Annotated in this window: 22 protein-coding genes and 2 tRNA genes; 14 read left to right on the top strand and 10 right to left on the bottom strand. The window is 66.3% G+C overall.

Annotated elements, in window-relative coordinates; all coding sequences use genetic code 11:
• Positions 1 to 167 precede the first annotated feature (167 nt).
• Genes ACZ5MC_RS17835 through trxA form a run of 5 tightly spaced genes read left to right on the top strand, consistent with a single transcriptional unit; the run spans position 168 to position 6,220 of the window.
• Positions 168 to 1,682, top strand: coding sequence for a M16 family metallopeptidase (locus ACZ5MC_RS17835; RefSeq protein ID WP_464516413.1), 1,515 nt, complete (start codon positions 168 to 170; stop codon positions 1,680 to 1,682).
• The gene (locus tag ACZ5MC_RS17840) at positions 1,682 to 3,157 is read left to right on the top strand and encodes a M16 family metallopeptidase (RefSeq protein ID WP_464516414.1); all 1,476 of its coding nucleotides are present in this window, start codon (positions 1,682 to 1,684) and stop codon (positions 3,155 to 3,157) included. The genes ACZ5MC_RS17835 and ACZ5MC_RS17840 overlap by 1 nt, the downstream gene beginning before the upstream one ends.
• 13 nt (positions 3,158 to 3,170) lie before the next feature.
• Complete coding sequence (locus ACZ5MC_RS17845; protein ID WP_464516415.1) at positions 3,171 to 4,913, top strand: protein-disulfide reductase DsbD family protein; 1,743 nt, start codon at positions 3,171 to 3,173, stop codon at positions 4,911 to 4,913.
• Between the two features lie 4 nt (positions 4,914 to 4,917).
• Positions 4,918 to 5,913, top strand: a complete 996-nt coding sequence (gene trxB, locus ACZ5MC_RS17850) for a thioredoxin-disulfide reductase (RefSeq protein ID WP_464517793.1) — start codon at positions 4,918 to 4,920, stop codon at positions 5,911 to 5,913.
• Positions 5,906 to 6,220, top strand: a complete 315-nt coding sequence (gene trxA, locus ACZ5MC_RS17855) for a thioredoxin (protein ID WP_306601834.1) — start codon at positions 5,906 to 5,908, stop codon at positions 6,218 to 6,220. The genes trxB and trxA overlap by 8 nt, the downstream gene beginning before the upstream one ends.
• A 45-nt stretch (positions 6,221 to 6,265) precedes the next feature.
• Here the strand turns inward: trxA and ACZ5MC_RS17860 are convergent, their stop codons facing one another.
• Positions 6,266 to 6,712: a carboxymuconolactone decarboxylase family protein gene (locus tag ACZ5MC_RS17860; RefSeq protein ID WP_306601835.1), complete on the bottom strand. Its 447-nt coding sequence runs from the start codon at positions 6,710 to 6,712 to the stop codon at positions 6,266 to 6,268.
• A gap of 277 nt (positions 6,713 to 6,989) precedes the next feature.
• Positions 6,990 to 7,403, bottom strand: a complete 414-nt coding sequence (locus tag ACZ5MC_RS17865) for a response regulator (protein WP_464516416.1) — start codon at positions 7,401 to 7,403, stop codon at positions 6,990 to 6,992.
• Positions 7,404 to 7,738: 335 nt separating this feature from the next.
• Here ACZ5MC_RS17865 and ACZ5MC_RS17870 point away from each other — a divergent pair, with 335 nt between their 5' ends.
• From ACZ5MC_RS17870 to ACZ5MC_RS17890, 5 genes are all read left to right on the top strand, one after another.
• The gene (locus ACZ5MC_RS17870) at positions 7,739 to 8,386 is read left to right on the top strand and encodes a cysteine hydrolase family protein (protein ID WP_464516417.1); all 648 of its coding nucleotides are present in this window, start codon (positions 7,739 to 7,741) and stop codon (positions 8,384 to 8,386) included.
• Positions 8,387 to 8,959: 573 nt separating this feature from the next.
• Positions 8,960 to 10,000 carry a type IV toxin-antitoxin system AbiEi family antitoxin gene (locus ACZ5MC_RS17875; protein ID WP_464516418.1) on the top strand — a complete coding sequence of 347 codons (1,041 nt, stop codon included), beginning with the start codon at positions 8,960 to 8,962 and terminating at the stop codon, positions 9,998 to 10,000.
• Complete coding sequence (locus ACZ5MC_RS17880; protein WP_464516419.1) at positions 9,963 to 10,862, top strand: hypothetical protein; 900 nt, start codon at positions 9,963 to 9,965, stop codon at positions 10,860 to 10,862. The genes ACZ5MC_RS17875 and ACZ5MC_RS17880 overlap by 38 nt, the downstream gene beginning before the upstream one ends.
• A 243-nt stretch (positions 10,863 to 11,105) precedes the next feature.
• Complete coding sequence (locus ACZ5MC_RS17885) at positions 11,106 to 11,522, top strand: DUF1398 domain-containing protein (protein ID WP_464516420.1); 417 nt, start codon at positions 11,106 to 11,108, stop codon at positions 11,520 to 11,522.
• A 337-nt stretch (positions 11,523 to 11,859) separates the two neighbouring features.
• Complete coding sequence (locus ACZ5MC_RS17890; protein WP_464516421.1) at positions 11,860 to 13,107, top strand: ATP-binding protein; 1,248 nt, start codon at positions 11,860 to 11,862, stop codon at positions 13,105 to 13,107.
• 824 nt (positions 13,108 to 13,931) lie between these two features.
• On the opposite strand, the gene ACZ5MC_RS17895 is transcribed toward ACZ5MC_RS17890, so the two are convergent.
• The 5 genes from ACZ5MC_RS17895 to ACZ5MC_RS17915 form a co-directional block, all read right to left on the bottom strand.
• A tRNA-Glu gene (locus ACZ5MC_RS17895) sits at positions 13,932 to 14,006 on the bottom strand.
• A gap of 51 nt (positions 14,007 to 14,057) precedes the next feature.
• A tRNA-Lys gene (locus tag ACZ5MC_RS17900) sits at positions 14,058 to 14,134 on the bottom strand.
• 116 nt (positions 14,135 to 14,250) lie between these two features.
• Positions 14,251 to 16,317, bottom strand: a complete 2,067-nt coding sequence (locus ACZ5MC_RS17905) for a S46 family peptidase (RefSeq protein ID WP_464516422.1) — start codon at positions 16,315 to 16,317, stop codon at positions 14,251 to 14,253.
• A gap of 13 nt (positions 16,318 to 16,330) precedes the next feature.
• Positions 16,331 to 18,349 (bottom strand): S46 family peptidase, encoded by a 2,019-nt coding sequence (locus ACZ5MC_RS17910; RefSeq protein WP_306601844.1) that lies wholly within the window; start codon positions 18,347 to 18,349, stop codon positions 16,331 to 16,333.
• Between the two features lie 71 nt (positions 18,350 to 18,420).
• Positions 18,421 to 19,854, bottom strand: a complete 1,434-nt coding sequence (locus ACZ5MC_RS17915) for a sensor histidine kinase (protein WP_306601845.1) — start codon at positions 19,852 to 19,854, stop codon at positions 18,421 to 18,423.
• Positions 19,855 to 19,951: 97 nt separating this feature from the next.
• On the opposite strand from ACZ5MC_RS17915, the gene ACZ5MC_RS17920 reads away from it, so the two are divergent.
• Genes ACZ5MC_RS17920 through ACZ5MC_RS17930 form a run of 3 tightly spaced genes read left to right on the top strand, consistent with a single transcriptional unit; the run spans position 19,952 to position 22,530 of the window.
• The gene (locus ACZ5MC_RS17920) at positions 19,952 to 21,163 is read left to right on the top strand and encodes a sensor histidine kinase (RefSeq protein WP_306601846.1); all 1,212 of its coding nucleotides are present in this window, start codon (positions 19,952 to 19,954) and stop codon (positions 21,161 to 21,163) included.
• A 9-nt stretch (positions 21,164 to 21,172) separates the two neighbouring features.
• Positions 21,173 to 21,778, top strand: coding sequence for an RNA polymerase sigma factor (locus ACZ5MC_RS17925; protein WP_306601847.1), 606 nt, complete (start codon positions 21,173 to 21,175; stop codon positions 21,776 to 21,778).
• Positions 21,775 to 22,530 (top strand): cupin domain-containing protein, encoded by a 756-nt coding sequence (locus tag ACZ5MC_RS17930; protein ID WP_464516423.1) that lies wholly within the window; start codon positions 21,775 to 21,777, stop codon positions 22,528 to 22,530. Before ACZ5MC_RS17925 ends, ACZ5MC_RS17930 begins: the two co-directional genes overlap by 4 nt.
• Positions 22,531 to 22,686: 156 nt before the next feature.
• Here the strand turns inward: ACZ5MC_RS17930 and mtnA are convergent, their stop codons facing one another.
• Genes mtnA through ACZ5MC_RS17945 form a run of 3 tightly spaced genes read right to left on the bottom strand, consistent with a single transcriptional unit; the run spans position 22,687 to position 25,205 of the window.
• A complete protein-coding gene (gene mtnA, locus ACZ5MC_RS17935; protein WP_306601849.1) occupies positions 22,687 to 23,700 on the bottom strand; it encodes an S-methyl-5-thioribose-1-phosphate isomerase in 1,014 nt (337 codons plus the stop codon).
• On the bottom strand, positions 23,697 to 24,341 hold the full coding sequence (locus ACZ5MC_RS17940; RefSeq protein ID WP_306601850.1) for a class II aldolase/adducin family protein: 645 nt from the start codon (positions 24,339 to 24,341) through the stop codon (positions 23,697 to 23,699). The genes mtnA and ACZ5MC_RS17940 overlap by 4 nt, the downstream gene beginning before the upstream one ends.
• Before the next feature lie 9 nt (positions 24,342 to 24,350).
• Positions 24,351 to 25,205, bottom strand: coding sequence for a hypothetical protein (locus ACZ5MC_RS17945; RefSeq protein WP_464516424.1), 855 nt, complete (start codon positions 25,203 to 25,205; stop codon positions 24,351 to 24,353).
• Between the two features lie 84 nt (positions 25,206 to 25,289).
• Between ACZ5MC_RS17945 and hrcA the strand changes: the two genes are divergently transcribed.
• On the top strand, positions 25,290 to 26,348 hold the full coding sequence (gene hrcA / locus ACZ5MC_RS17950) for a heat-inducible transcriptional repressor HrcA (protein ID WP_306601852.1): 1,059 nt from the start codon (positions 25,290 to 25,292) through the stop codon (positions 26,346 to 26,348).
• Positions 26,349 to 26,380 lie beyond the last annotated feature (32 nt).

Raw genomic sequence — 26,380 nt, forward strand, 5'->3', positions numbered from 1 at the left:
AGTCTTAAATCGTGTCGAATTTTTCACTGAACGATACATTGTCATCTTGCGAGGCACCGAAAAAGATGAAGCATGGGGAAATCCCCAAAATGACGCTCCCTCCTTTCCTCGATCCGCTGAGGTCTCCCACCACGTCACCGCTCCCGTAGCCATTCCCAGGAGGATTCATGTTCCGCACCCCAGGCCGGGTTGCCGCGGCCGCTTTATGCACCCTGGCGCCCCTTTCGGCCCAGGACATCCCCGTAACCGAGCGCACCCTCCCCAACGGAATGCGGGTCCTCATGGTCGAGCGCCACGACGAGCCCACCATCTCCTGCGGCTGGGTGGCCCGGGTGGGCAGCGCCGACGAGCGCCCCGGCATCACGGGCATCGCGCACCTTTTCGAGCACATGATGTTCAAGGGAACCAAGGTCATCGGCACCCGGGACGCGAAGCGCGACGCCGAGCTGAACGCCCTGCAGGACCGGACCGTGGGCGAGATCCGCAAGGAGCTCGACACCCTCCGGGAGAAGGCGCGACGTGGGGAGATCGCCGACATCAACGATCCCGGGGCGCGCAGCCCCCGCCATCAGCAGCTCCTGGCCGAGCTTGACAAGCTGGTGCAGGAGCAGCGCGGCCTCATCGTCAAGGACGAGCTGGACAAGGTCTACAAGCAGGCCGGGGCCACCGGGCTCAACGCCAACACGACCTCGGACCGCACCTTCTACCACATCGACGTGCCCGCCAACAAGCTGGAGCTCTGGGCCTGGCTGGAGGCGGACCGCCTGAAGAACGCGGTCTTCCGGGAGTTCTACAGCGAGCGCGACGTGGTGCTCGAGGAGCGGCGCCTCCGGGTGGAGGCCACGCCCACGGGGAAGGTGCAGGAGACCTTCAACGCCCTGATCTGGCAGGCCCACCCCTACAGCTGGCCCGTCATCGGCTGGCCCAGCGACATCACCACCGTCACCCGGGACCAGGCGGACAACTTCTTCTCCACCTACTACGCTCCCAACAACATCACCGCGATCATCGTGGGCGACTTCAAGACCGAGGAGGCCTTCGCCACCCTCCAGACGTACTTCGGCGGCATCCCCTCCCGGACCACCCTGGCCCCCAGGGTCACGACCCTCGAGCCGCCCCAGGGCGCCGAGCAGCGCCTGGTGGCCACGGCCAACGCCATGCCCATGGTCCAGGTCACCCACAAGACCGTCCCTTCCGTCCACAAGGACGCGGCGGCCCTGGACGTGCTCAGCTCCATCCTCAACGGCCAGTCGGGGCGCCTCAACCTGGAGCTCGTGGTCCGCAAGCGGGTGGCCGTCAACGCCGGCGCCGGCAACCGCGGCATGAAGTTCGGCGGCATCTTCTATCTCGGGGGCGTTCCCGCCCCCGGGCACACGCCCGAGGAGGTGGAAGGCCTCCTCCTGCAGGAGGTGGAGCGCATCCAGAAGGAGGGCGTCACCGGCCAGGAGCTGCAGAAGGTGAAGAACCAGGTGCAGGCTTCCACCTACGCCCGCATGGAGAACAACGGGGACCTCCGGGACCAGCTGGCCGAGGCCGAAGGGGCCGGCAGCTACAGGGACTTCCTGGAAGAGCCCGCGCGCCTGAACGCGGTGACCCGCGAGGACGTCCAGCGCGTGGCCAAGGCCTACTTCGGCCCCGAGTCCCGCAACACGATGGTGATCCGCCGCAAGGAGGCAAAGTGATGGCCCGCGCAACGATCCTGGCCCTGCTGGTGACAGGGGCCCTTCTGGCCCAGGCCCCGCCCCCGAGGCCGGAGCAGCTCACGTTCAAGCCCCTGGCCTTCGAGGTCCCCCGCGCGGCGGATTTCAAGGCGAAGCTCAAGAACGGGATCCCCGTCTATGTGGCCGCGGACCCCGCCGGCGTGCCCTTCGTGCGGCTTCGGGTGTTCATCCGGGGCGGCTCCTTCCTGGAACCCAGGGGCAAGGAGGGCCTCGCCTCCCTCACCGGCATGCAGATGCGCGCCGGCGGCACCGCGATGACCCCCGCGGCGGCCCTGGACGAGCGGCTGGAGTTCCTGGCCGGGGACATCGATTCCAACATCGGGGATACCTCCGGCGCCGTGGCCATGGAGTTCATGGAGAAGGACCTGAAGGAGGGCCTGGACCTGTTCATGCAGGTGCTGACCCGCCCCGCCTTCGCCCAGGACCGCCTGGACCAGGCCAAGGAGAACCTCCTGCAGGGCCTCCAGGCCCGCAACGACAAGACCGACGGGATCGCCAAGGTCGAACTGCCGCGCCTGCTCAACGGCGAGGACCACTTCAGTTCCGCCCAGATGACCGGGGCCAGCCTCAAGGCGATCACCCGCGAGGACCTGGCGGCCTTCCACGCCCGGCTCCTGCACCCGGAGAACCTGGTGGTCTCGGTGTCGGGCAGGTTCAAGAAGGAGGCCATGCTGGACCTCCTGAACCGCACCCTGGGCGCCCTGAAGCCCGGCGCCGCCGCACAGGTCAGCCCAAGGGTTCCCGCCCCGTCCTTCCGGCGAAGGCCGGGCATCTACGTGGTGGACAAGGACGTGCCCCAGAGCCTGGTGCGCTTCGCCCTGCCGGGGCTCCGCCGCACGGATCCCGACTGGCACGCGGCCCAGGTGATGAACCAGATCCTGGGCGGAAGCGGCTTCACCTCCCGGCTCATGAAGAAGATCCGCAGCGACGAGGGCCTCACCTACGGCATCGGCACGGGCTTCAGCGACGGCGCCCACTGGAAGGGGAACTGGTCCGGCTCGGTGCAGACCAAGAACCGGTCGGTGGCCTACGTCCTGCGCCTGGCCCTGGCGGAGCTGGAGCGGATCAAGGCCCAGCCCGTCCCGCCCGAGGAACTGGCCGTCATCAAGGACAGCATCGTGCAGGCCTTCCCCTCCCAGTGGGGCAAGAAGGCCAACGTCGTGAACCTGTTCGCGCAGGAGCAGCTCACGGGCTGGCCCGAAAACGGGTGGGCCGGCTACCGGGAGAAGATCCAGGCCGTCACCGCCGAGGACGTGCTGCGCGCCGCGAGGAAGTACCTGGACCCCGCCCAGCTGGTGATCCTCGTGGTGGGCAAGGCCGGCGAGGCCGAAGCCGGCGACGGGAAGGACCACCCCGGCGCCCTGAAGGACGTCGCGCCCCTGCCCCTGACGCGCCTGCCCCTGCGCGACCCCCTCACGCTCAAGCCCCTTTCCTGACTCAGAGGCCCCCATGCCCTTTCCCCGCATCCTGAAGTTCCTTGCCCTGGCCGCGGCACTGGCCCTTTCGGCATCCGCTTTTGACAGCGACCCGGAAGTCCAGGTGTCCTTCCAGAAGGGAGCGGTGGTCATCACCACCCCCAAGGGCGCCCACATCAAGAAATCCTTCACCGAGGTCATGCTGGCCTCGAAGCCCGGCGCCATCAAGGCGAGCCCCCTGCCCAAGGCCGACGCCCGGGACGAACTCAACGAGGACGTCTACCACGGCACCATCCTCATCCCCGTCACCGGCAACGGCCTCAAGGGCGAGGTGGCCCTGGACGTGCAGTACCAGGCCTGCACGGAAGGCGCGGGCGGCAACTGCTTCCCGCCCACGACCCGGACGATCAAGGTCCAGGCCTCGGAGATCCCGGCGGGAAAGGCGGCGGAGCCCGCCAAGACCGCCGGCCCCGAGAAGGCCGCGGCCACCGCCACGGCCCCCGCGGCTCCCCAGGATCCGCCCGCCGCCGCCGCGGCTCCTCTTCCCGAGGCCGCGCCGGCGCCCCAGGCACCCGCCCCCCGGCGGGGCTTCCTGCTGGCCCTGGTGGTGGTCTTCCTGGCGGGCATGGGCGCCAGCCTCACCCCCTGCGTCTACCCCATGATCCCCATCACCATGGCCATCATCGGCGCCAAGGGCGGCGGCAAGCTCAAGGGGTTCTCCCTCTCCCTGGTCCTCGTGCTGGGCATGGCCGTGACCTACACGGTGCTGGGCGTCGTGGCCGCCCGCAGCGGCGCCACCTTCGGGGCCTTCGCCCAGAAGCCGGCCTTCCTGATCCCCGTGTCGGTGCTCTTCGCCGTCTTCTCCCTGTCCCTTTTCGGGGCCTTCGAGATCGCGCTGCCCCAGGGCCTGCAGAGCCGGCTCCAGGGCAACGGGCCCCGCAAGGGCTACCTGGGCGCCTTCCTCATGGGCCTGGTGCTGGGACCCCTGGCGGCCCCGTGCGTGGGGCCCATCATCGGCACCGTGCTGGTGGGCATCGCCCAGCAGGGCGACGCCGTGCGCGGCGGCATCCAGCTGTTCACCTTCGCCCTGGGCATGGGCGTGCTGTTCCTGGTGGTGGGCACGTTCTCGGCCGGGCTGCCCCGCAGCGGCGACTGGCTCACGCGCTTCAAGTACGTCATGGGCCTCGTGGTGCTGGGCTTCGCGGCCTGGAACGTGAGGCTGGTGGTGCCCGAGTGGGCCAACTACGGCATGTGGTTCGTCACCGCCCTGGCCGGCGCGGCCGTCTTCGGCGCCTTCGAGGCCGCCGAGGGCCTCACGGGCCAGCTTCGCAAGGGCTTCGCCGTGGCGATGGTGGCGCTGGCCGTCCTCCTCGGGCTGCGCGCCGTGGAGACGGGCCTGGAGGTCAAGCTTCTGCCCGCCGGCGGCGCGATTTCCACGGAGAAGGCCCCGGACCCGTGGGGCTCCGACTATGAGAAGGCCGTGGCCCGGGCCAAGGCCGAAAAGAAGCTGGTGCTCCTGGACACCTACGCCGTGTGGTGCGCCCAGTGCAAGGAACTGGACGAGAAGACCTGGCCCGATCCGCAGATCGCCGCCTGGATCAGGGACCATGCCGTGCCCGTGAAGATCGACGCCGACAGGGACCGCCCCGACCTGGCCAGGACCCTCCAGATCCGGAGCTTCCCCACCGTCGTCCTGCTGAACGGCGAAGGCCGCGAAGTCCGCCGCAGCCTGGGCTTCCAGAAACCCGCCGAAATGCTCGCCTGGCTCAAACAGTAGAGGGATTCCCATGACCCACCGCAGGATCATCATCATCGGCACCGGGCCCGCGGGCTACACCGCTGCCATCTACGCCTCCCGCGCCAACCTGCAGCCCCTGGTGCTGGAGGGCGTCCAGCCCGGAGGCCAGCTCACCATCACCACCGAAGTGGAGAACTTCCCCGGCTTCCGTAACGGCATCCAGGGCCCCGAGCTCATGGAGGAGCTGCGGGCCCAGGCCCAGCGCCTGGGCACCGAGATCGCCTCGGAGACCGTCCTGTCCGTCGAGCTCGGCCAGCGCCCTTTCAGGCTGGTGACGGAATCCGGCGCCTACACCTGCGACGCCCTGGTCATCGCCACGGGCGCCTCCGCCAAGTGGCTGGGCATCGGCAAGGACGAGGACCTGGGCCGCAAGGGTGGAGGGGTTTCCGCCTGCGCCACCTGCGACGGCTTCTTCTACCGCGGCAAGGACGTGGCCGTGGTGGGCGGGGGCGACACCGCCCTGGAGGAGGCGCTCTACCTCACCAACTTCGCCAGCCGTGTGCACCTGGTCCACCGCCGGGAGAGCTTCAGGGCCTCCAAGGCCATGCAGGACCGCGCCCTGGCCCACCCGAAGATCACCGTCCACTGGAACCAGGTGGTCGCCGACCTGCGCACGCGCCGGTTTGAAGCCTCCCCCGGCAACGAGGTGGAGAAGCTCGGGAGCCTCCTGCTCCGTGACATCCGCGACGGGCGCGAGTCCTCCCTGGCCGTGGACGGCCTTTTCGTGGCCATCGGCCACCGCCCCAACACCGCCTTCCTCCAGGGCCAGCTCCCCGTGGACGCCAACGGCTACCTCCTGGTGGAGAAGGGCTCGAGCCGCACCGTCATTCCGGGCGTGTTCGCCTGCGGGGACGTGCAGGACAGCGTCTACCGGCAGGCGATCACCGCCGCGGGCTCGGGCTGCATGGCGGCCATCGACGCGGAGCGCTGGCTCGCGGAGACCTCCACCTCAATCCCCAAGGAGACCACCCATGTCTGACCTCGCCTCCCTCACGGACGCCGGCTTCCAGGCCGCCATCGCCCAGGGCGTCACCCTGGTGGACTTCTGGGCCCCCTGGTGCGGCCCCTGCAAGGCCCTCTCCCCCGTGCTGGAGAAGGTCGCCGCCGACCTGGAAGGCCGGGCGAGGATCGTGAAGATGGACATCGACGCCAACCCCGATACCGCCGCCTCCCTGGGCATCATGAGCATCCCGGCGCTGGTGCTCTTCAAGGACGGCAAGCGCATCGACCAGCGCGGATCCCAGTCCGCGGCCCAGATCAGGGCGCTGATCGAATCGGCGCTCTGAGCCCGCTCCGGCGGACCGCCGAAGGCGCCGCGAATTGCCGGGACCTCAGGCGCCCAGTTGGGGCGGCGTCCGGGAACAGATCATCAGCCGGTTCCAGGCGTTGATCTCGGCAACGGCGAACGCGAGGTCCGCGATCTCCCGGGTCGAGAAATGGGCGCAGGCCTCCGCGTAGACCGCGTCGGGCACGTCGCCGCCCGTCAGGAGCGTGAGGCTTTCAGTCCAGGCCAGGGCGGCCCGTTCCCGGGCACTGAAGACCGGGGCTTCGCGCCAGGCCACCAGCAGGTTCAACTGGTCGTCGCTGACGCCGTGCTTGCGGGCCAGGGGAACGTGCATTCCCAGGCAGAACGCGCAGCCGTTGATCTGGGAAGCCCGGACCTTGACCAGTTCCAGGAGGCCCAGGTCCAGGCCGCTCTTCTGCACGTAGCTGTGCACGCCGAGCATGGCGGCATACCCCGCCGGGGCGGCCTGGGTGATATCGAAACGCTGATGCATGCTGACTCCAGAGAAATTCATTAACTGCTACTTCACATGTCTTAGTTTATGCTTCCATTCCGCCCTGTCAACACCTCCGTCGGCAAAGGCCGAGGGCCGGAGGGTCCAAGGGCCCTGCTCCAGGTCAATCGCCCGACGCGGTTCCGCGCACCTGCCGATCAAGACAGGGTCAAGGGGAGCCCCCAGGATGCTGAGCGCCTCCAGCAGGCAGAAGATCGAGGCAAAGCCCCCATCCCCGGAGGCCCGGTTTGGTTCGTCCGCCTGCCACCCACCGCCCCTAAGGGGTAACCATTTCGGACCCACTCCCGATCACATTCCGGATCGTTTCAAAAAGCGAATCGACCGTGTAGGGCTTTGGCAGAAAGGCATTGGGTTTTGCGGCCTCCGGGCACTTGTCCGTGTACCCGCTGCTAAGGATGATCTTGACCGAAGGATCAACCTCGCGCATTTTCTCTGCGGCTTCTATGCCACCCAGGCGAGGCATGGTGACGTCCATCAGCACCACGGCAATATCGGCATGGCGGGCAGAAAACGCCTCCAAAGCATCAATGCCGTCTTCCGCCAACACAACCTCGAACCCAACGGCTGTAAGGGCCATCAGCGCCATTCTCCGCATCATTTCCTCATCATCGACGACCAGGACGAGGACCTTACGGCCTTGGAAATTGGCAGACGTCGGGTAATTATCCATAGCCCCCCCCCTTATCGAGAGGGTGATAGGCAATGGGCGGTTTCACAGTCCCAACCTACACAGGATAGGCTTCCCTGCATATTTTTCAATGTCGACTTTTCAAGTATGAATTAAGGATAGGAGGCCTGTCCTCCGGCCCTTGGCAGCAACGAATAGGGCGCCCCCGCACGGGTGTGCCCCCCCGGTTCAGCATCAGCAATGGGGGAGATTTTGGGGATGGAAAGCAGAAGGATGAAACCAACCCTACGGGCCGGCACACCTTGCAGTTATCCCAACCCATTTCTGGCTCAAGCATACGAACCAATGCCATGCCCTGTCCCCACAAGGAGCACCCAATGCAACGCGGGAAAAAGGCTGTCTTATGGACCACCGGCAGCATCTTCGGAGCCCTTGCCGCAGGGGTGGCTCTCATCTTGAGTGTGGCCCCGGCGACCGGTCCTTCCAAAGGTCCGAAAATCCCTGAATACGCAACCCCGCGGACCGCCTTGTTGGTGGTGGACCTTCAGGAGGACTACACCGGACCCCAGGCCAAGCAACCCTACCGTGACGCGGACAGGATCGTATCCTTCGCCAATGGGCTCCTGGCATCGGCCCAAGCCAAGGGGATCCTGGTCGTCCACATCAAAAATGAAATCGCCAATCCCATTCTCAAGCTCCTCGTGGGGGGCATCAATGCGCCTGGCGCGCCGGGAACGGAGATGGACCGGCGCCTCCTCCAAGTCCCGGGAGCCAAAACCTTCACGAAACGGAATTCGGATGCATTTTCCAATCCTGAATTCGACGCCTTCCTCCGGGCCAACCAGGTGAATCAGGTCCTCATCACCGGCCTGGACGGCGCGATGTGCGTGGACGCCACGGCCAGAGGGGCCTTGGGGCGGGGCTATGCCGTGACAATGTTCACCGGGGGTATTGCAATCCATGGCCGAGTTCCCATGGAGGCGCTTGCCCGAGGCTGGCGGGAGGCGGGGGCCGTCATCAAATAGGCTCCGGGGTCATTTTAGAAAGAGCCTTGTTGAAGAGTGTCTTTCCGGCAAGCGGGCAGGACCGCTTGGGTTGACAACCTGGCAGGGGTGTGAGGTTTCGAGGTCGCTCGATCGCCTTGAACTGGAGCTCCTCTTCCTTGAGTGAGTTCCACAAGCACCCATCCACATCGCCAAGGTTCTTCGGCCCGAGAATCCTCGAGGGGCTTTAGAACGGGTTGCGGGTCCAGAACCATGCCGGATCTATGCCGGAACAGGTCCTGCCGGCTATATGCCACGACGTTTATATACAAGAGTATACTTGACTTCTCAAGGGTATTTACGGGCATGGCCAACGGGATTCGAACCCGTGTTATCGCCGTGAAAGGGCTTGTCTACCAACGGCATCGCACAAGTTAAATGATAATGACATTTAGTAATTGCATGTTCAATTCGAGACTGTATCTTCCCAAGGCTTGTCCATGAATCATGGACAAACCAAATTTTTGGACATATCCTGTTTCGCGAACCGGGCTTGTCCAAAAATCAATCGTGTCCATGAATCATGGACAAACCCGTCACCCTTGCAGGCCTCCCATGCCCAATCTCATATCGATTCCTCCTGAACCGCTCCTCCAGGCAGCCGAATCAGCGCTCCCCAAAGGGCTGGGGCTGGGCTGGGAGGTCGTCCCCGGAACGGTCGGTCTTGGCGAATCCGGGGATCGGTTGGCCATCAGGTGGGAGGATCGCGAAAAAATCTACCAACTGGTGGTCCGGCGCATTCATCGTGCGGAGGATTTAGGGCGGATCAAAGCCAGCCGCCCCCCCGCCGAAGACTTCCTCCTGCTCACGCCCTACCTTACCGAGAACCTTGCGAGGAAATGCGTTGAACTGGGCATCCCATTCCTGGATGGAGCTGGGAATGCATACCTGACCGCGCCTGGGCTGCGCATCCTGCAGGTCGGCGAGCACCCGAAACCGGACCTTCTGACGGCATGCGTTCCGCGTTCCTTCCGGCCCTACAACAGCAAAGGCCTCCAGGTGCTGTTCACCTTGCTGAGTGCCCCCGCGTTGACCAACGCGACTTACCGGGATCTGGCCAAAGCGTCGGGTGTGGCCCGGGGCACGGTCGGCATGGTCCTGAATGATCTGCTGGAAGCCGGATTGCTGGCCGATTTGCCAGGGGGGAGGGTGATCATCCACTTCCAGCGCTTGCTGGAGGCCTGGGTGGCGAATTATCCCCAGAAACTCCGGCCTCGCCTTGGGCCCATGAAATTCCGGATGGCCATCCCCCAGGATTGGAGATCGGTGGACTTCGCAAGCATCGACGCTTTCGTGAGCGGTGAAGCGGGAGGGGATCTTCTGACCGCCAATCTCCAGCCGATGGGAGCCCGGATCTACACCCGGCAACCGTTCGGAAAGATCGCCGCTGCCCTTCGCCTGCGCCCGGACCCAAGGGGAACGATCGAACTCCTGGAACGCTTCTGGGATTTCCCGAATCCCAAAGCTATCCCGCCAGGGGTGGCCCCTCCACTGCTGGTCTATACCGATCTCATTGCCAGCGGAGAACCGCGGAACCTCGACATTGCCAGGATGATCCATGAAACATATCTCAATCCCCCAGGAACGGGCTCTTGACCAGCCCCTGACCCGAATCCTGGAAGGTTTGGATCAGGCATGCCGAATCGTCGGAATTCCCTATCTCCTGACAGGAGCCATGGCCCGGGAGATTCTCCTGGTCCATGCCTATGGGCTCGCTCCGGGACGGGCGACTCGCGATGTGGATTTCGGCATGCAGGTGGCGAACTGGGCGACGTTCGAAACCCTGAAGACAACCTTGTTTGCGGCGAATGATTTTCAGCCCGACCTGAAAATCCCGCACCGGATCTACTCCGTCGCCGAACGAATGGGCATTCGGATGCCCGTGGACCTGGTCCCATTCGGAGGCGTCGAGGCCCCAAAGGGGTCCCTCTCTTGGCCCCCTGACGGAGAATTCGTCATGGACGTGCGGGGCTTCGGAGTGGCTCTCATCCATGGCATCCAGATTGAAATCAAACCGGGCCTGGAAATTCTCCTGCCGAACCCTGCGTGCATGACGGTCATGAAGACCTTGGCCTGGAAGGACAGAGGAATGGCCACCCGGGGCCGGGATGCGCTCGATTTGGTTGAGCTGCTCCTCCGCGCTGAGGATATTTTCGGACTGGAAGTTCTTTACGACGACCACCTGGGGATTGTGGAAGCCAAAGGCGGGGACCTTCAACTCGCGGCCGCGCAGGTCCTGGGTGCCGAAGCAAGAATGGCGGTGGGAGCCGTCATGGCCCAGGAAGTTGCATCCATTTTGGTCAAAGGCATGGCTGAAAACCTCGTAACGCAGCTACTTGAAGGGAGCGGGGGAATGCCTACCACGGAGCGGAATGAATCCATCATGAACATCTTGGAATCATTTCTGAACGGCCTTCAAGGACCCACCCCCCCTTTGAGAAGGTTGGGTCAGGAATGAAAATCGACCGGAAAAATCGCCAGGGGTTCATCCCGACGATAGGGATTGGGAAACAACTGGAGGGAGTTTCCCCGCACCGCGTCGCACACGCGGCATCGGATCACACTGAGAGGGTGTCTGGATCCGGACGAAAGGGCCACCCTAAGCAGCCTTCTGAAAAAGCTGACGGATTTCCATCAGCTTCGCGACGTGCCCGTGGAACAACCGCCCTGCCCCCACAAGACCTTTGAACGGAGGAATGCCATGAGCAAGGCAATCGAAAACCTGCAGGCGGCCATGCAGCGGGCGGCCGCCGGCAGGCCCAGGGTCGGAGGCTTCCCCTACTTGGCTGAGACCCTTCGCCGGGCCGGCGTTGTCCGGAATCTGTGGTTTCTGCCCGCCTGCCAAAGCACCTTCCTCACCAAGGATGGTCCGGTGGTGATTCAGGGAACACCCCTGCTGCAAGGTCCCGCAGACATCCTCCCCTTCGACCAGGAGGCCCTCATCACCGCGTTGCGCACCGATCAGGAGGGGCTGAGCACCTTCCCCGAATTCCTGGAGGCCTCCTGGCGGGCTGGGGTTGTCCGCTACGATGTTGACTTTGCAGCGCGTACGGTCGCCTACTACGGCTGCAATGGTGAGGAATACCTCGAAGCCTACCCTGCTGTAGAGGTGGAGTGAGCGCCTGACGGCTCAAAGCGAGATCAGTCGATGGGGCCTCGCAATATTCCTCCCACACCAGATCCTGTCGGAGCGAAGCCTTACCCATTTTGGAGCATTTTGCGGAGCAAGTCTCATCCAGAGAACGATTAGCGCCGCTTAAAGGCAAGAACACCCTTGATTTCTCAAGGGTGCTTACTGGCAGGGCCAACGGGATTCGAACCTGTGTAATCGCCGTGAAAGCGTGGGTGAAGGCGGGGTTCTATGTTCAAATTTACAATTGGCCGAGGGCAAAATCATCGATTGGCCGACCGGTTTAGTTACAATCTGCCGAACAATGGCATTACAATCTGCCGACATGAACGCATCCCACCTCCGCCCCCGATTCGCCGCTCCCCGCCTGCTTGAAGCCATGCAAGACTCCCCCGTGGTCCTGGTGCATGGCCCCAGGCAATGCGGCAAGACCACCCTGGCCCGCACCGTCGGCATACCCCTCGGCTATGACTACCTCTCCTTTGATGACACCGCGCTCCTAGCGGCGGCGACTTCGGACCCTGCTGGCTTCGTGGCCGATCTGGGAGAGAAGACCATCCTGGATGAAGTCCAGCGGGTGCCGGCCCTATTCATGCCCATAAAAGTGGCAGTGGATCGTAACCGGACCCCAGGCCGGTTTCTGCTAACGGGTTCCGCCAATGTCCTCCTGGTCCCCAAACTGGCGGATTCCCTGGCGGGGAGAATGGCCATCCTGCGCTTGCACCCTTTGGCTCAGTGCGAGTTGGCCGGCAAGGATGGCCACTTCCTGGACAAGCTGTTCCAGCCAGCCTTCACCGTCCGTACCCTGCCCAGACTCGGCCCGGCACTGGCTGAAAGGATCGCCTCTGGGGGGTTCCCAGCAGCCTTGGCAAGGGCCACCGCGGGCCGCCGCGCAGCCTGGTACCGCGACTTCGTGGATACGATCATCCAGAGGGACGTCAGGGACCTTGCCAGGATCGCATCCATGGACTCCCTGCCTCGCCTCATGGAACTTGCCGCAGGGCAAACTGCCCGTCTGCTAAATATCAGTGATCTTGCATCGCCCTTCCAGATGGGGAGGGCGACCATCCGGGAGTACACGACCCTGCTGGAGCGGGTGTTCCTTATGGAGGAACTTCAGCCCTGGCACAGCAACCGGCTTAGCCGACTCATCAAGACGCCCAAACTGCACCTGGGCGATTCCGGCCTGGCCTGTTCGCTGCTCGGTGTGGATGCGGCCGGCCTGTGGAAAGACCGGGCACTCCTGGGGCAGTTGCTCGAGTCATTCGTGTTCCAGGAACTGCGCCGCCAGGCTGACTGGGCGGAAACACCCTGCCGGTTCTTCCACTTCAGGGATCGGGACGGGGTGGAAGTGGACGTGGTCATCGAACGGGGCGCTCAGGAATTGGCGGGAATCGAAGTCAAGGCTTCGGCGACCGTCACCCCCTCCGATTTCAGAGGCTTGCGAAAACTCAAGGAGACCGCAGGTTCACGCTTCAAGGCAGGGGTCGTGCTCTATGATGGCGAGGCCTGTGTGGGTTTCGGGGAGGGACTGTACGCCGTGCCCATCAGGATGCTCTGGGAAGATCACTGAACGCGCCCTGCCTTCGGAACCGAACGGCGGATCCGCAATGAAATTATCCAGGTGCATCACATGGTTCCTTGACGCCGTTCGCAGGCCCATTCCCCGGCGCCCGTTCCTGAGTCGCCATTGATCACACAGTTTCGAGGCAGCCGAAGGCCAGTTTCATGCGACTGCCTGGGGCCAGGAAACGCGCATTGAAGGAGAATGTGCCGAAGTCCAAGCGCACGGGCTCAGTGAACGGTACGAGCTTCTCCGTGTTCATGCCCCCCCGGTAGCGGGCACGCAAGTGGTTTCGGTGGTATTCCTTGGCCGACACTTGATCCTCGTCGTAATGCCCTGTGATGGTAGAAGCCATCCATTTGCGAAACGGGATGGAGGGCTGAACACCGGTTCCCAGCAAGGCATCAAAGGGACGAGGCTACGCTCCACCACCGCACGGCGGCAGGATCGGAATTGATAGGTTGCTTGATTTTCTTGGGCATCTGTATCCTCCTGGTGGTCAGTAGCAAGGTTCGAATGCAGATGTACGGGATTCAATACGGTGACGCTCGATTCTCAGACATTTAGAGAGCCTGCATAGGCAAGTTGTATATTTTCAATTCATTACAAGAACACCCCCTCATCCTTGACTATGTGGGGGATCTGTTTGGCGCCAGTTTGTTCGCGCCATGAAGGGGAAGTTACACATCCGGTGAGTATTCGAAGGAGCTAGGCGAGGCTCCTGGGGCATCCTTCGTCCACCCGTAGCTTCCCCTGGCCAAGGTCTCCATTTCCCGGAGTTTTCCCGTGAACACAAAAAAGCCCACCGAAGTGGGCTCAAGTGCTTTGTTTACTGGTAGGGCCAACGGGATTCGAACCCGTGTTATCGCCGTGAAAGGGCGACGTCCTAACCCCTAGACGATGGCCCCCTGGGTTGGACTTGCTGTGGATCTACTGGTTTTCAAGAACTTCCAGGAGAGTGGTGAGCCCAGCCGGACTCGAACCGGCGACAATCTCCTTAAAAGGGAGGTGCTCTAACCAGCTGAGCTATGGGCCCATGCCGCTGCCGGCGAAAGACTAGTTTGCCTTTGAAACGGCGGAAGGTCAAGGGATGGTTCCCGGGGGCGAGGACCCCGGGAACCTTGTTCCGGGGGCCCGCGCCGGGCCGGGCTGCTACTTGCCGAGGATCTCGCTGACGATGGGCTTGTCGGCGTAGACCTTGTCCAGGGCCTCGATGATGGCCCGGGCGTCCACGGCGATGCCGCGGTTGACCTTGCCGTCGTAGAAGAAGTGGCCGGGGAGGCTCTCGATGTTGCCGTCGAAGATCAGGCCGATGAGGTCGCCCTTGCGGTCGATGACGGGGCTGCCGGAGTTGCCGCCGATGATGTCCACGGCGTGGGAGAAGACGAAGGGGGTGTCGGGATTCACCTTGGAGCGGTTCTCGATCCAGCGCCTGGGCAGGGACCAGGCGCCGTTCTCGGCTTCGGGGCCCCAGGCCGCGGCGCGGTCGTAGAGGCCGCCCAGGGTGGTGAAGGGCTGGATGTGGGTGCCGTTGGCGGGGTAGGAGGCCACGGGGCCATAGGTCATGCGCAGGGTGAACGTGGCGTCGGGGTAGACGCTCTTGCCGTAGGCCTTGAAGCGGGCCTTGGCGATGCGGCCGCCGTGCTCGGCCAGGACGGAGGTGACCTGGTCCTCCATCTTCTTGCGGAACTCGCGGTTGGGGCCGTCGATCTTCCGGGCCAGGACGATCATGGGGTCCTGGCTGGCGTCGATGGCCTTCTTCCCGCCTTCCATGAGGGTCTTGCGCACGGCGGGGTCGCCCAGCTTCGAGCCTTCGACGGCGGCCTTGGCGAACTCGGCGGGGGTGCGCCCGGCGAGGATGGACGCCACCAGCGGGGTGCCGGCGGATTCCGTGAGGCCGAAGGTGAACATGGCGGTCTCGAGGGCGGGGTAGTAGGGGCGGTTCACCTGCAGGCGCTTCCTGACGCCCTCCAGGCGGGTGTCGCGGTATTCCTCGAGGCGCTGGTCGGAAGGCTTGGCGGACTCGTCGGCCAGGCGCACCAGGGTGAGGGCGTGGCCCAGGAGGCTGCTCTCGTAGGCGGCGCCGGAGCGGGAATTGAGGGCCTGGCTCTCCTGGAACAGGGCCTTCTGGACCTGCAGGGCCTTCTCGATGGCGGCCCAGCTCCCGGCGGCGTCGGAGGCGGGGTCGGCGGCCACCTTGGCCTTGAGGACCTCCTCGGCCTTGGCGATGCGGGCCATGGCCTCCTGGTTCTTCAGGCCGGAGAGGTAGCCGGTCATGGCCTTGAGGCCGTTCTCGATGCCGAAGATGGTGGAGGACACCTGGCGCCGGTTCTCGGGGGAAAGCCTGGCGTAGTCCAGGAGGGCCTGGCGCTGTCGTTCGTAGGTCTTGATGCGGTTGGGCAGGGAGAACTCGCCGGCGAAGGCCATCTGGGCGGAGGTGCCCAGGCGCTCGGTGCTGCCGGGGTGGCCGATGACGAAGGTGAGGTCGCCGTTCTTCACGCCGGTCTTCGTCCAGTTCAGGTGGTGGGCGGGGTGGTAGGGCTTGCCGTCCTCGTAGACGCGGAAGAGGGTGAAGTCCAGGTTGTGGCGGGGGTAGGTGAAGTTGTCGGAGTCGCCGCCGAAGAAGGCGATCTGCTGCTCGGGGGCCATCACCAGGCGGATGTCGGTGTGCTTCTTGTACTGGTACATCCAGTACTCGCCGCCGGCGTAGAGGGTCACGGCCTCGGCGGTGAGGCCGGTGCGGTCCTGGATCTCCTTGGTGATCCTGCCGAGCTCGTCCTTGCGGGCCTTGAGGGCCTCCTTGTCGCCGGTGCCGGGCTTCACGGCCTTGTTGACGCGGTCGGTGACGTTCTCCATGGCCATGAGGGTGTAGAGCTCCAGGCCGGGGACCTTCAGCTCCTCGCCGCGGGTGGCGGCGATGAAGCCGTCGCGGATGTAGTCGTGCTCCTTGCTGGAGAGCTGCTGCACGGAGCCGCGGCCCACGTGGTGGTTGGTGAGGACGAGGCCGTCGGGGCTGATGAAGGAGCCGCTGCCGCCGGGGAAGCGCAGGGAGGACAGGCGCACGTGGTCCAGCCAGGCCTGGTCGGGGCTGAAGTTGTAGTCGGCCTTGAGTTTCTGCACCGGCAGGTTGTCGAAGGTCCACATCCCCTCGTCGGCGCGGAGGCTGGGGGCGGAGGCCAGGATGGCCGCCAGGGGCAGAAGGAGGAAGCGCGTCTTCATGGGGACTCCAGGGTTACTTGGACTTGATTTCGGTGACCAGATGGCGCGCGCCGTAGACCTTGTCGAGGGCAGCGAGGATCGCCGAGGCATCCACGGAGATGCAGCGGTTCACCTTCGGGTCGAAGAAATACCGGCCGGCGTTGGATTCGATGTTGCCGTCGAAGGCCAGGCCGATCACCTCGCCCAGGCGGTCCACCACGGGAGAGCCGGAGTTGCCGCCGATGATGTCGTTGGTGCTGATGAAATCGAAGTGGGTGGACATGTCCAGCCGGCCCCGGGCCTCCTTCCAGCGCGCCGGCAGCTCCCAGGAATGGTTCTCGGCCTCGGGACCCCAGGCGTCGGCGCGGTCGTAGAGGCCGCCGAAGGTGGTGAAGGGCTGAACGAGGGTGCCGTTGGCGGGATAGGTCTCCACCGCGCCGTAGGAGAGGCGCAGGGTGAAGGTGGCGTCGGGATAGACGGACCGGCCGCGCACCTGGAAGCGGGCCCGGGCGATCCGGGCGCCCTGTTCGGCGATGACGGCCCCCGTCTCCTCCTGCATCTGGCGGAGGGACTGGAGGAAGGGATGGAGCCGGCGTCCCAGGACCACCAGGGGGTCGGTGGAGTCCTTCACGCCGGCCTCGGCGGCCTTGGCGCGGGCGGCGGGGTCACGCAGCAGGGCGGAGGCGGAAAGGGCCTGGGCCGCGGCCTCGGGAGTGCGGCCGTCCAGGAGCGCCTTCACGAAGGGATGGTCGGGACCCAGCTCCTCCAGCGCGCCCTTGGCGCCCACGAGGAAGTACTCCCGCTCCAGGTCCGGGTTCTCGATCCTGTGCCTGCGCAGGGAGGCCCTGCGGTCCGCGAGCTCCTTGTCGGTGCGGTACCCCGCGCCCCTCCGGGATGCGGGCAGGGCCGCCTCCTCCTCCAGGCGGAGCAGGCTGTGGACGTAGCCCGGCAACCTGCCGCCGGCCACGACCTCCTCCCGGGCCATGGCGCTGCGCCGGGCCATGGCCTGGGCCACCAGGTCCCAGGCCGGGCCCGTGGAGGCCTGCAGGGCCGGATCCTTCGCCACGGCCTCCCGAAGCTCCTTCTCGGCCCTGGCCACGGCGGCCATGGCGTCCTTGTCCTTCAGGCCCACGGTCTCGTTGACGAAGACCTTGTAGGAGTTCTCCAGGCCCATGAGGGTGCCGGAGACGATGCGCGCGTTCTCGGGGCCCTTGGCCGCGAAGGCGTGGAGCGCCTTGCGGGTGCGGTCCAGGGCGCGGATGCGGGCGGGGTTCAGGGCGTCCCGGTAGGCCTCCATCTGGGCCAGGGTCTCCAGGCGGGAGGTGCGGCCGGGGTGGCCCACCACCAGGGTCAGGTCGCCGTACTTCGGTCCCGAAGCCGCGAAGGCCAGGTGGTGGGGCGGCACGTAGGGCTTTCCGTCCTCGTAGACGCGGAAGAGGCTGAAGTCCAGGTCGTGGCGGGGGAAGGAGAAGTTGTCCCAGTCCATGCCGAAGGCGGCGATGCCGTACTCGGGGGCCATGACCAGGCGCACGTCCTTGTGCACCTTGTAGGAATAGATCCAGGACTCGCCGCCCTGGTAGAGGGACACGGGCTCGCAGCGCAGGCCGGTGCGGGCCTCGGCCTCCTTCGCGAGGCGGGCCAGGGCCTCCCGGGGGCTTCCGGCGGCCTGGGCGACGGCGGCGGAGACGTTCTCCATGGCCATGAGCGTGGCCAGCTCCAGGCCGGGGACCTTGATCTCGTCCTTGCGGTCCGCGGCCACGAAGCCGTTCTTGACGTAGTCGTGGGCGGCGTCGGAGACGCGCTCGATCCAGCCGTGGCCCACGTGGTGGTTGGTGAGCACCAGGCCGTCCCGGCTGATGAAGCTGCCGGTGCCGCCGGGGAAGCGCACCGTGGCCAGGCGCACGTGGTCGAGCCAGGCCGCGTCCGGGGTGAAACCGTACTTCGCCTTCATCTGGGCCAGGGGCAGGTTGTCGAAGGTCCACATCCCCTCGTCCGCGCGGAGGCCGGTGAGGGCGGCTAGGGTAAGGGCGATGCCAAGGGCGCTGCGGTTCATGCCGGGCTCCGAAGATGCATCAGTTTACGAGGCCTCGAATCTCCATACAAGGAGGGATTCCAGAGGCCGGTTCAGGCGATGGGCAGGGTGAGCGTCATGGCCGTCCCCTTGCCCTCTCCCTCGCTCGCCAGGGCGATGGTGCCGTTCATCATTTCCATGAGGTGCTTGCAGATGACCAGCCCCAGGCCCGTGCCGCCGTACTCCCTGGAGTGGCCGCCGTCGGCCTGGACGAATTTCTGGAACAGGCGGGTCTGGGCCTCCTTGGACACCCCGATGCCGGTGTCGGTCACGAGCACGGCGATTTCGCCGAAGCCCCGCTCCACCGACACGGTCACGGCGCCCTCCTTGGTGAACTTCAGGGCGTTGGAAAGGAGGTTGATGAGCACCTGCTTCAGGCGCCCCGAGTCCGCCATGATCTCGGGCATCCGGTCCACGTCCTCGGGCCAGACCAGGTCCACCTCCGGCTTGCGCGGGTAGGCCTGGACGATGGTCCTGACCTCGTCCAGCAGCCCCGCGAGGGCGCAGGACTCGATGCGGATCTGCATCCGGCCGCTCTCGATCTTGGCCAGGTCCAGGATGTCGTTCAGGAGGTCCAGGAGGTGCTTGCCGGAGTTGTAGCTGTCGGCCAGCATCCGGTTCATCTCCTCCTCGTCGTCGTAGAGGCCGTCCATGACCAGGCGGGTGAAGCCCATGATGCCCGTCAGCGGCGTGCGCAGCTCGTGGCTCGTGAGGGCCAGGAACTCGCTGCGGAAGCGGTCCGCCTCCCGCAGGGCGGCGTTGGCCTTCTCCAGCTCACCGGCCTGGCGCCTCAGGGTGTCGCGCTGGTCCCCCAGGTCCCGGAAGAGCCACGCGTTGTAGATGCTGGCGGCCACCTGCCGCTGGAGGATGGTGAGGGAGTTCTGGTCCTCCTCCAGGATCCGGCCCGCGTCCAGCCCGATGATGGCGAAGCCCATGAGGAGAAGCTGGTTCTCGAAGGGGACGTAGTAGAGGGCCGTGTCCTCGGAGGGCTTGAGGGGGTCGAGGTAGCCCTTGTGCACGGACGGGTCCAGCCACTGGTCCTGGAACAGCACCATGGGCGCGCCGGGGAAGGGATTGGGGGCGGGCAGCCGCAGGCGCGCCCCCACGGCGCGGGGCAGGCCGTAGGCGCTGCGGGGCTCGTAGCAGGCCCCGGTGTCCTCCATGATCCACACGATGCAGGTGCGGGCCCCGAACTCCTGGACGAAGACGTCCTGCACGACGCTGGCCACCTGGGCGGCCTTGGGCGTGGCGGCGAGGATCTCGGCCACGTGCTGGAGCACGCCCATCTGGTGCGACCTGCGCGCGAGCCGGGTCTTGAGCTCGGCGACCTCCTGGGTGAGGGAGGACACGAGACGCTGGCCGTGGAGCAGCTCCACCAGCAGTTCGTTGTTCTGGCCCGGGTTCAGGCCGGCGGGGACCGGCCCGGCGGGGGCCGGGCGGTTGGGGGAGGATCCCGGCTTGAACGGGTTGGGAGGGATGGACGTCATTCGTTTTAAGCATGCCCGTCCAGGGGCGCTTTGCAAGATCTCTTGTGGATTTCCCGGAGGTAGCCTCAGACTGTTTTTTCAACATGATAAGCCTTGGATGAAAGCGGCCCACCTCAAACCCCCCGCCACCGAACGCCTCATCTTCTGGAGCGTGGCCTTCATTCTGCTCAGTCAGATGGCCTGGTGGATCAGCCTCCAGATCCGGGAATCCAGGAACCTGCAGAACGCCCGGATCGCCACCATGAGGGCGGGCCGGGCCGAGGCCTGGCAGATGGACAGCGCCGAGATCCTGCGCATCGTGTTCCAGGGGGACCCGGGCACGGCCAAGCCGGGGTCGGTGGAGGCCAAGCTCCCCCAGTTCCCTCCCCTGCCCGTTCGCAAAGCCGCCATCGAGGGCCGCTTCCCCTACGTGGCGGTGGTCCCGGGCCCGGTGGAGCCGGACGATCCCATGCTCCTGGACCAGTCCGCCTACCTCACCCTGCGGGTCGAGATCCTGACGGCCATGGAGCGGGAGCGGACCCTGGCCCTGTGGAGGGCCGGCGGGGAGGCGGCCATCATGGTCCTGGCCGTGCTCCTGGGCCTCAGCTACATCTACCGCAAGCTCAATTCCGAGATGGAGCTCATGCTCCGCCAGCGCAACTTCATCGCCTCGGTCACCCACGAGCTCAAGACGCCCATCGCCAGCCTGAGGGTGTGGATCGAGACCCTCTACACACGGGAGCTGGGACCCGAGCGGCGGGCGCGGATCCAGAAGCTCATGGACGGCGACCTGGTGCGCCTCACGGAGCTGGTCGGCAACCTGCTGGAGGTGGCCCGGGCGGACGCGGGCAGCCTCGACCTGAAGTTCGAGTCCACGGAGCTGGCCCCCTGGCTGCGCGAGGTGGCCGAGTCCATGGACCACCGGCTGGGGGCGGGATCGCTCGGCCTGGACCTCCAGCTGGGCATCGGCATCCATGCGGACATGGACCGCAAGGCCATGGGGCAGGTCATCGACAACCTCCTGTCCAATGCCTTCAAATACGCCCCGGAGCCCCGGTCCACCCTCATCACCCTGGACTCCGACGGCGAATACGCCATCATCACCGTCACAGACAGCGGGAACGGGATCAGCCCCCGGGAACTCCCGCGGGTCTTCCAGCGGTTCTACCGGGTGGGCGACGAGATGACCCGCCAGGTGCCCGGAACCGGCCTGGGGCTCTTTCTCTGCTGGGAGATCGTCACCCTCCACCAGGGCCAGATCAAGGCGTCCAGTCCCGGTCCGGGCCTGGGCGCCACCTTCACCGTTCGCATTCCCCTCTCCCCGCGCTAGGTTATCTGGATGAATCCTCCGCTTGAAAGCCAGCTCATCACCGATGCCCAGGAGGGCGACGGGGAAGCCTTCAGCGTCCTGGTGCGCCCCTACCTCGGCCTGTTCTACGCCGGCATCCACCGGATCCTCCAGGACACCCTGGACACCCAGGACGCGCTGCAGGAAGCCCTGATCAGCATCCACACGGAGCTGGGACGGTTCCAGGGGAAGAGCAAGTTCTCCACCTGGGCCTACCGCATCTGCATAAATGAAGCCTTAATGTTACGCAGATCACGGATCCGCCGCCGCGAAGACGCCATCGAAGATTTTTTGCCACGTTTCTCGCCCGACGGGCATCTCATGAATACGGACAGGATGCGGGACTGGAGCCAGGACGCGATCGCCCTGGTGTCCGTGGAGCGGGACCAGCTGCGGGCCAAGATCCGCGAAGGACTCAACCAGCTTTCCGACGACCAGCGCGCTGTCTTCATTCTGAGGGATCTGGAAGGTATGAACACGGACGAAGTGGCCGCCAAGCTCGGCATCAGCAGGGGCTTGGTTCGACAGCGCCTGCACCGGGCCCGCCTGGGCCTGAGGGGATTCCTGGATGCGTTCATGACGGGGAGGCGGGGATGAGCTTGTTCCTGACGTGCGAAGCTACCAGCACCCTGCTCTCGGACTTCGAGGACGGGTCGCTCTCCCTGTGGCAGGCCTTCCTGGTCCGGCTCCACCTTCTCTTCTGTCCCTCCTGCCGGGCCATCCTGGCCACCATGCGCGCCCTGCCCGTCCTCATGGACGACCTGGAACCCGCGGCGCCCGAGGCCGCCGAGGCCGCCCTCGACGGCGCCCTGGCCGCCCTGGGCCGCACCGGGCCCCGGGCCTGGCCCGCCACGCCCGTGCCCGCCGAGGCCCGGGACCTGCTGGAGGCCGGGCCCGACCTGCCGCTGGCCATCCTCGCCCAGGCCCACCAGACCGTGGCCAGCGCCCGGGGGCCCCAGCCCGGTCCCTACCATCTGCCCCAGGGCATCCTGGACCGCCTGCCCCCCGAGGACCAGTGGCACTGGGTGGACGGCGCCCAGGGCAGGCGGCGCGTGGAGCTCCTGAAGGACCCCCAGCGCGGGCTCCGGCTGATCCTGGCCTTCTCCCCCACCGGCGTCCGGGCCAAGGCCCACCGCCACCTGGGCTCGGAGAGCATCCTCGTCCTCGCCGGCAGGATGAACGACAAGGGCCTGGCCCTCACCGCGGGCGACTGGGTGCATCACGCCCGGGGATCGGTGCACGCGCCCGAGATCCGGGACGAGGACTGCTGGTGCCTGATCCGGGAAGAGGGCGGCATCGAGGCCACGGGTCCCCTGGACTGGCTGAGGATGAACCGGGCAGTCAAATAGGCAGATATAAATTCTTTTTTATCATCTTTTATCCCCGTCCAACCCTGGCTATTAATGGCTTAATGAAACCGGGTGCCTGTCCTTGGGAGGGTTGTCGCCGAGCCCCGGAGGATCTTTCGCCGGGGATGGCCGGGGACGGGGATAAAAGATAAGGAATCAAAGGGTTGCTAACCGGCCAGCTGCGAGTTCGGCGGCTGGGAGGACTGCCCGGTCGGTCACCAGGCTGGTTACAAGGTCGGCCGGGGTCACGTCGAAGGAGGGATTGAAGGCCGGGGTCGTGGACGCGGCCCAGGCGCCGCGCACCTCGGCGGCGTCGCGCTGCTCGATGGGGATGGCCGCGCCGTCGGGGCAGGCCAGATCCACGGTGGACCAGGGGGCCACGGGGTGGAAGGGGACGCCGTGGTGGCGGCACTGCACGGCCAGGCCGTAGGTGCCCACCTTGTTCGCGAAGTCGCCGTTGGCCGCCACGCGGTCGGCGCCCAGGAGCACCCGCTGCACGCGGCCGTCCCGCAGGAGGATGGCCGCCATGCTGTCGGTGAGGAGGGTGTGGGGGATGCCCAGGCGGGCCAGTTCCCAGGCCGTGAGGCGGGCCCCCTGCAGGAGGGGCCGGGTCTCGTCCACGAACACGTGGCTGACCTTCCCGGCCTCCCAGGCCCGGCGGATCACCCCCAGGGCGGTGCCGATGCCGGCGGTGGCAAGGCCCCCGGAGTTGCAGTGGGTGAGCACGGCCTCCCCCGCGCCGAACAGCGGCAGGCCCTGGCGCGCCATGGCCTCGCACAGCGCCACGTCCTCCACGAAGATGGCCTCGGCCTCGGCGATCAGCTCGGCCACCACCACGTCGTCCTTGCAGCGGCCCCCCTCCAGGACGGCTCCCAGGCGGTCCATGGCCCACATGAGGTTCACGGCCGTCGGGCGCGCCCGGCGCAGGTGCGCCGCGGCCAGGCGCAGCCGGTCGGGGCCGGCGCCGTCCTGGGCGAAGGTCGCCAGGGAGAGCGCCGCGGCCACGCCGATGAGCGGCGCGCCGCGCACCGCCAGGCGCCGGATGTGCAGGACCATGGCGTCCGGATCGCCCACCTCCAGCCATTCCTCCCGGTGGGGGAGGAGGGTCTGGTCGAGGATCCACAGCCTGCGGCCGTCGTGGCGGAGGGCGAGGGAGTCGGCTTGCTTCACAGGAGTTTCCTTCCGGATTTCCGGCGGGCCTGGCGGAGGGCTTCCACCTCGGCCTCCGGCAGGGGTTGCGCGCCGCCCAGATCGATGGCGGTCTTGAGGATCTGGCAGGCGTGCTCCAGGCGCTCGATGCCGTTGTACGCCTCTTCCAGCGTCTCTCCCCAGGCCAGGGCGCCGTGGCGGGCCAGCACCAGGAGGCGGTGGTCCGGCAGGAAGGGGGCCAGGACCTCCCCCATGGCGGCCGTTCCCGGACGGGCGTAGGGCACGAAGGGGATGGTCCCGGCGGCCAGGATCACCTCGGGCAGGGCGTCCGAAGGCAGGCTGGACCACTCCGGATGCGCCAGGCTGAAGGCGATGGCGGTGGGGGGATGGGCGTGCACGACGGCCCGGGCCTCGGGGCAGGCCTTGTACACCGCCAGGTGCATGAGGCGCTCCGTGCTGGGCCGGCCCGAGACGATCCGGCCGTCCCTGGCCAGGTAGGCCAGGTCCCCGGGCGCCATGCGGGCCTTGGCCACGCCCGAGGGGGTGATGGCGATCCGCCCGTCGTCCAGGAGCACGCTGACGTTGCCGTCGGCGGCGGCCAGGAGGTTGCGCGCGTGGAGGCGGCGGCAGACGTCGCAGATGGAGGCCAGAAGCTTGTACATGCCTCCAGTCTATTTCAGGATGACCCGTTCCGGCTGGCTCAGGGTGAAGGTCACCGTTTTCGAGGCGGGGATCCGGATGATCGTGTCGGCCGTGCCCGCGGCCACGGCGGTGCCGGCGGCGGCTCCGATGGCCGCGCCGCCCAGGGCGTGGTCGCCCTGGTGCTTGCCGCTGGAGAGGATGCCCACCAGGGCGCCCAGGGCGGCGGTGCCGCCGATGAACTTGGCGTTGCGCTCGCCGCGCTTGTCGCCCACCACCAGGTAGGTGCCGGCCTCAACGTCATTGCGGCCCACGGTGGAGAGCTGGATGCCCAGCCCGCCCTGCCCGCTCTGCAGCCGGCCGGCCGGTGTGCTCTGCGCCACGACCCCCTTGACGGGGGTCCCCTTGGGCCAGGCCACCCGGCCCCCCACCGTCACGTCCTCGACCAGGGTGCCTTCCCAGGCGTCCCCCGCCTGGTCCTTCTCGGTGCTCAGCTCCCGGCCGAGGGCCACGGCCACCTGGGTCCCGGCGGGCACGTCCACGATGACGGCCTTGACGGCTTCGGCCTTGGGGGCGGCCGCCAGGGTCTGGACGTCCTGGTGGGCCAGCGTGGCGTTCTTCTTGGCATCGGCCAGGCGGCGGTCCAGGGCCTTGATCTGGGCCTTGGACATGTGCTGGACCGTGTCGGCGTCGCCGGCCGAAGCGTGCTTGCCCGCCTTGATGTCGGCCATCTCCTTTTCGAGCTGGGCCACCCGTTCATCGGCGGCCTTGGCGGCGGCCTGGGCCTGGATCTCGGCCTCGGTGGGCTTGCGGTCGCACGAAAGCTGCCCGCAGATGATGAAGGAACCAAGGATCCCGGTAAGCAAGAGGGATGATCTAAACGTCATGGGGGACCTCCAGGAAAGAGCGAAAAATGAAGTATAGTTGGGACACGCACGACGGGCACCGTCTGCGACCCGGAAATTCCCACCTTGGCGCTCAACCTTTCTCCTCGCAGCGAATCCGTCCTGAAGGCGCTCATCGAGACCTATCTGGTCGAGGGGGAGCCGGTGGGATCGCGCCTCTTGTCCAAGCGCATCCCGGGTTCCTTCTCCTCGGCCACCATCCGCAACGTCCTGGCGGACCTGGAGGACGAGGCCCTCCTGGACCAGCCCCACACCTCCGCGGGCCGCGTGCCCACGGAAAAGGCCTACCGCTACTACGTGGACCACTTCGTCCAGCCCATCCGCCCCGACCCCATCCTGGGGGCCCGGCTCACCGAGGCCATCGGAGGCGTGGAGGGGCAGGCCGGGGACGCCCAGTGGCTGCGCAACGCCAGCCGGGTGCTGAGCGAGGCCATGAAGGGCATCTGCGTCGCCCTGCCCATGCACCTCACCCGGAGCCGCCTGGTGCGGCTCGAATTCGTCCCCCTGGGCCCGGGGAAGCCCCCGGCCCGCATCGTCACGGTGTGGGTGGGCACCGGCGGCGAGGTCGAACACCAGATCATGGAGAACCGCTGGGGCTTCCCCGCGACCAAACTGGTGGAACTGGGGAACTTCGCAACAGCCCACTTCGGGGGGTGCTCCCTTCCCGAGATGCGGGACCGGCTCATCACCGACCTGGAGGGCCAGGCCTCCGACGCCCGGGAACTCAGCCGGCGGCTGTCGGAACTGGCCTCCCGCATGACCCAGCCCATGGATTCCCCCCTGGTGGTCGCCGGCCTGGGCGAGATGGGCCGGTGCCCGGAGTTCCTGGACCCCTCCCGCTTCCGGAACCTGGTGGAGGCCTTCGAGCAGCACGAGCGCCTCGCCCACCTCCTCAACGCCTTCGCCGTGGCGGCCACGTCCGAGGTCCAGCTCCTCCTGGGTTCGGAGAACCCCTTCTTCCAGGAGATGCCCCTGGCCACCGCCCTGCGCACGGTCACCATCAACAGGAGCGCCCAGGTCACCTTCGCCCTGGTGGGCCCCCTGCGCCTGGACTACCGGAAGGTGGCGGGGAGCCTGGCGTGGTGGTCGGATGAAATCCAGAGACGGAAGCCCACATCTGTTTGACGCAGTCCCCTTAACATTTCATTATCGAGTAC

It is taken from the genome of Mesoterricola sp. JemC181 (genome assembly GCF_055384585.1).